The organism is Streptomyces sp. NPDC002958 (assembly GCF_055563255.1).
The window spans coordinates 1-5989 of the sequence record NZ_JBVHDS010000062.1 but is presented as its reverse complement, the minus strand read 5'-3'; the positions used below and the strand labels follow the sequence as shown (position 1 = coordinate 5989).

The 5989-nt window shown below is 70.2% G+C and carries 2 protein-coding genes; both read left to right on the top strand.

The genetic code is table 11. From position 1 onward, the window contains the following. Positions 1–11 precede the first annotated feature (11 nt). Positions 12–4511, top strand: coding sequence for an amino acid adenylation domain-containing protein (locus ACZ3IC_RS33940; protein WP_467422544.1), 4500 nt, complete (start codon positions 12–14; stop codon positions 4509–4511). After that, a partial coding sequence (locus ACZ3IC_RS33935; RefSeq protein ID WP_467422542.1) for a condensation domain-containing protein occupies positions 4508–5989 on the top strand: 1482 nt, incomplete at its 3' end. The genes ACZ3IC_RS33940 and ACZ3IC_RS33935, both read left to right, overlap by 4 nt.

Here is a 5989-nt window from a genome sequence, read left to right as displayed (position 1 = left end):
TGCGGGCGGCGCTGGATGATGTGGTGGGTCGGCACGAGAGTCTGCGGACGGTGTTCGCCGAGGATGGTGAGGGCGTCCATCAGGTGGTGCTGGATGCCGGGGTGGCGGTGCCGTGGCTTGTCGAGACCGTCACGCAGGACGATCTGCCGGGCCGGCTGGCCGCGGCTGCCCGGTACGCGTTCGACCTGACCAGTGACATACCCGTGCGGGCCGCACTCTTCGAAACCGCCCCCACCCAGCACACCCTCCTCCTCCTCATCCACCACATCGCCACCGACGGCTCCTCCACCCGTCCGCTGATGCGCGATCTGGGCGCTGCGTACGAGGCGCGTGTGGTGGGTGATGTCCCGCAGTGGTCCGAGCTGCCGGTGCAGTACGCCGATTACGCGCTCTGGCAACGGCAACTCCTCGGTTCCGAGGACGATCCGGCCAGCCTGATCTCCCGGCAGATCGACTACTGGCAGAGGCAGCTCGCCGAACTCCCGGCCGAGATCGTTCTCCCGGCCGACCGCCCCCGGCCGGCTGTCCCGTCCCACCACGGTGACCGGGTCGAGTTCACGGTTCCGGCCGCCGTCCACCAGTCGGTGGCGGCACTGGCCAGGGACTCGCAGGCCACGGTGTTCATGGTGCTCCAGTCCGCCCTCGCTCTGCTCCTGTCACGCTCCGGAGCCGGTGAGGACATCCCGATCGGCACCCCGATCGCCGGACGCGGCGACGACGCCCTCGACGACCTCGTCGGCCTCTTCATCAACACCCTCGTCCTGCGCACCGACCTGTCCGGCAACCCCACCTTCCGCGAACTCCTCGCCCGGACCAGGGAAACCGACCTCGGCGCCTACGCCCACCAGGACCTCCCCTTCGAACGCCTCGTCGACCTCATCAACCCCGAACGCTCCCTCTCCCGCCACCCCCTCTTCCAAGTCATGCTCACCCTCAACAACGAGCGCGAGCACAGTGCGAACGCCGTGCCCGACGAACTGGGCGGACTGACCGCGACGCCCGAGGCCGTGGGGATCGGCACCGCCAAGTCCGACCTGGTGTTCGGCTTCGCCGAGCTGCACGGGGACGACGGCAGCCATATGGGGTTGCAGGGGCTCCTGGAATACAACACCGACCTGTTCGACCGTGACACGGTCGCCGCGCTCACCCGCCGCTTCGTGCACCTCATCGAGTCGCTCGCCATGGCGCCCGACCGGGACCTGTCCGTGTACGACGTGCTGACGCCCGTCGAGCGTGACAAGGTTCTGAGGGAGTGGAACGACACCGCGTGCGACACCGACGACACCACGGCGACCGGCATGTTCCGGCGCGTCGTGACCGATGCCCCCGAGGACATCGCCGTCGTCTTCGGCGGGCGCGCGCTGACCTACGCCGAGCTCGACCGAAGGTCCGACCGGCTGTCCGGGCTGCTGGCCCGGCGGGGCGTCGGGCCGGAGACGTTCGTCGCCGTCGCCGTGGAGCGTTCCGAGCTCTGGGTCGTGACGCTGCTGGCGACCCTCAAGGCCGGAGGCGCGTTCGTCACCATCGATCCCCATTACCCGGCCGCGCGCATCCGGCTCATGCTGGAGGACAGCGCGTCGGCACTGATCCTCACCCAGTCCGCGCTGCGCGAGCGGGTCGCCCAGGACAGTACCCCGGTGCTGCTGCTCGACGACCCCGAGGTCGCGGCGGTGATGCTCGACGGTGACGCGAGCGCCCCCAGGGTGACGATCTCCCCGCTCAGCCCCGCGTACATGGTCTACACCTCCGGATCCACCGGGCGCCCCAAGGGGGTGGTGATCCCGCACGACGGCGTACCCAGCCTGGTGGCCGGCACCGCCGACCGTCTGGGTATCGGGCGTGGCAGCCGTCTCCTGCAGATGGCGTCCATGAGCTTCGATGCCTCGGTCTGGGACGTCTTCAGCGCGCTGTTGACCGGTGCCGCGGTCGTCCTGGCGCCGGGCGACCAGTCGCTGGGCACCGAAGTCGCCCGGCTCGTCGACGAAACCGGCGTGACGCACATGATGCTGCCGCCCGCAGTCGTATCCAGCCTCCCGGAGGAGGAGTTCCCGGCCGGACTCACGGTCACGATGGGCGGCGACGTCTGCCCGCCGGCCACCGCACGCCGCTGGTCCGCGCGGCACCGGGTGATCAACGCCTACGGACCTTCCGAAATCACCGTCGCGGCCACCGCATGGGAGTACCGGGCCGACCCAGCGCTCGGTGTCGTACCGATCGGCACCCCCCTCGACAACAAGCAGCTGTACATCCTCGATGACCGGATGCGCCTCGTACCGCCGGGCGTCGTCGGCGAGCTGTGGATTGCCGGGACGGGACTCGCCCGCGGCTATCACCGCGCGCCGGACCGGACCGCGGAGCGGTTCGCCGCCAACCCGTTCGGTGCCCCCGGGGACCGTATGTATCGCACCGGAGACCTTGCCCGCAGGCGGCTGGACGGCACGGTGGAGTACGCCGGACGCCACGACGGCCAGGTGAAGTTCGGCGGCTTCCGGATCGAGCTGGGCGAAGTGGAGTCCGTACTCCTCCGCTTCCCCGGCGTCGCACAGGCCGCGGTCACTGTCCGGGAGGACCGGCCGGGACACCACAGGCTCGTCGGCTATGCCGTACCGGAACCAGGGGTGATACTCGACCAGGAGGAACTGCGGAACTTCGTCGCGACCCACCTGCCGGCCTACACCACACCCTCCGCATACGTCGTACTCGACGAGTTGCCACTGTCGCCCAGCGGCAAGATCGACCGTGCCGCCCTGCCCGAGCCGCGGCACGAGGCGTCGTCCGCGCCTCGCGGCTACCGCGAGGAACTGCTGTGCACGCTCTTCGCCGAGGTACTGGGCCTCGACTCGGTCGGACCCGACGACCGGTTCTTCGACCTCGGTGGCGACAGCATCACGTCGATCCAGTTGATCGGCCGTGCCCGCGCCGCGGGCCTCGGCCTCAACCCCCGTGACGTCTTCACGCACCAGACCCCGGCAACGCTCGCCGCCGCAGCCCGGTCCGCGGAAGCAGCGGCAGGAGCCGGCCTGCTGTCCGGCGACGGGGACGGGGACGAAGACAACGGCGCTGGTGGCCCGCTGCCCGTCTCGCCGGTGCTCAGCTGGTTCACCGGACGCGGAGGCCGAGTCGAACGGTTCGCCCAGTCACGGCTGCTGGAACTGCCGGCCGGCGGCGACCTCGACGCGCTCCGCACCACCGTCGAGACGATCGTCCGGCGGCACGACGCGCTGCGGCTGCGGCTCGTCGGGGAAGGCGGCGGACTGTCCCTGGAGATCCAGGACCCGGACTCGGTGAACCTGGCCGATGCGGTGCGCAGGGTCGACCTCACCACGGAACCCGACGGCGGGGCCGCCCGCACGGCGGCGGAGACCGGCGAGGCCAGGGCCCGGCTCGATCCCCGCGAGGGACGCAACGTCGAAGTGGTCTGGTTCGACCGCGGCCCCGGAGAGCCGGGGCTGGTCCTGCTAGCCATCCACCACTTCGCCGTCGACGAGGTGTCCTGGCGCATCCTGCTCCCCGAACTGATCGAATGCTGGAACGCGCTGCGTGAGGACCGGGTTCCCGACCTGCGCCCCATCGGTACCTCGCTCCGCCAGTGGACACGCGCCCTGCACAGGGCCGCAGGCAGCCCCGAACGGGTGGCCGAGGCAGCGGTGTGGAAGCGCCTGCTCGCGGGCCCCGACCACCCGTTGGGCAACCGGCCCTTCGACTCCACCCGTGACGTGGTCGGGTCCTCGGCACAGCTCTCCCTGACCCTGACGACCGAGGTCACCGAACGGGTCCTGTCCACCGTCCCGGCCGCGTTCCACGCCGCCGTCGACGACGTACTCCTCACCGGCCTCGCCCTCGCGGTCTCCCGCTGGCGCGGCAACGGCTCGGCACTCCTGGTGGACGTGGAGGGCCACGGACGGGACGAGGAACTGATGCCCGGAGCCGACCTGACGACCACCGTCGGCTGGTTCACCAGCGTCCACCCGGTACGGCTGGACCTGGGCGGTGTGGACATCGGCGACGCCCTGAGGGCCGGTGCCGGCGCCGGACAGGCGGTCAAGGCGGTGAAGGAACAACTGCGGGCCGTGCCGGGAGAGGGAACGGGCTACGGATTGCTCCGCTTCCTCAACCCGGACACCGCAGGTGACCTGGCGGCACTCCCCGCCCCGCAGATCGCCTACAACTACCTCGGCCGCACCAAGGGGCAGCGGGTCGAGCCGCCGTTGCGCGTCGCAGGCGACACGGAGGACTCGGGCACCCCGCTGCTCCACCCGGTGGAGCTGAACGTCGTGGTGCGTGAGTACGAGGAAGGGCCCGCCCTCACCGCGGTATGGACCTGGGCCACCGGCCTGTTCGAACCGGACCGGATCGCCGACCTCGCCCGTACCTGGTTCGAGGCGCTGGAGGCGTTGGCCGACCATGCCGACAACCCCGATGCGGGCGGCCGTACCCCCTCGGACCTGCTGGGTGCCGGATTGAGCCAGAACGAGATCGACGCCATCGAGGCCGAGTGGAGGACTTCATGAGCAACTCAGGCCTGCAGGACATCCTGCCGCTCTCCCCGATGCAGGAGGGCATGCTCTTTCACCGGCTCTACGACCGGGACGCCCCTGACGTCTATGCCGTACAGCTGACGGTGGACCTCGAAGGCGACCTGTCCGTACCGTCGCTGCGGGCGGCCGCGCGGGCCCTGCTCGCCAGGCACCCCGGGCTGCGGGCCGCTTTCCGCCACCAGGGGCTGAGCCGACCGGTGCAGCTCATACCGAAGGAAGTACCGCTGCCCTGGTACGAGCACGACCTGAGCGCCCACCCGGAAGCGGAGCGTGAAGCCCGCCTCGATGAGGTGCTGAAGGCCGACCGGTACGAGCCCTTCGATCTCATGACCCCACCCCTGGTGCGGTTCCGGTACATCCGACTTGCCGCGGACAAGCACGTGTTCGTGATGTCCCATCACCACCTCCTGTTCGACGGATGGTCGCAGCCGATCGTGCTCCGCGACCTCGTCGCCCTCTACGGCACCGGAGGCGACGCGTCCGGACTGCCCGCTGTGCGCTCCCCGCGCACCCACCTCGAATGGCTGTCACGACGGGACCGCGCCGCCGACCGCACCGCCTGGGCCGCGATGATGGACGGATTCGACGAGCCCTCACTGCTCGCACCCCCGGTCGCGGGGGCCGCCCCCGCTCTGCCGGAGCAACTGGAACTCACGCTGGACGCGGACACCACGGCGTCGCTGACACAGCGGGCCAGGAGCCTCGGTGCCACTCCGAGCACCATGGTGCAGACGGCATGGGCACTGGTGCTGGCCCAGTTCACCGGACGCAACGACGTGGTGTTCGGAACCACGGTCTCCGGACGGCCCGCCGACGTCCCCGGTGTGGAGTCGATGGTCGGCCTTTTCATCAACACCGTGCCCGTACGGGTTCGGCTGCGCCCCGCGGAAACGCTCGCCGAACTGGTGACCCGGGTCCAGCGCGAGCAGGCCGGACTCATGGCTCATCACCATTACGACCTGCCGTCCATCAAACAGCTCTGCGAACTGCGCGGGGACACCCCGATGTTCGACTCACTGCTCATCTACGAGAACTATCCCTCCGCACCGGGCGGAGCCGTCGCTGAGACCTCGGGGGCCGGCGAGCTCCGTATCGCGGGCATGCGGGGCCGGGACGCCACGCACTACCCGTTGACCTTGATGGTCAATCCGGGAGCCGAGCTGACCCTGCGCCTTTCCCACCGGCAGGACCTGCTCGACCGGGCAACCACCATCGCTCTGGGCGAGCGCCTGCTGCGAGCGCTGCGCACCCTCGTGAGCGAGCCGACGTCACCGGTCGGCCGACTGGATGTGCTGGCCGGGCGGGAGAGGGAACTTCCCGTCGAGCATCGCGGACCTGCCGCCACGGTACCTGCCCCGTTGCCGGTGTTGTTCGAGGAGCGGGTGGGGTGTGTTCCGGGTGCGGTGGCGGTGGTGTGTGGTGATGTGTCGTTGTCGTATGGGGAGTTGGAT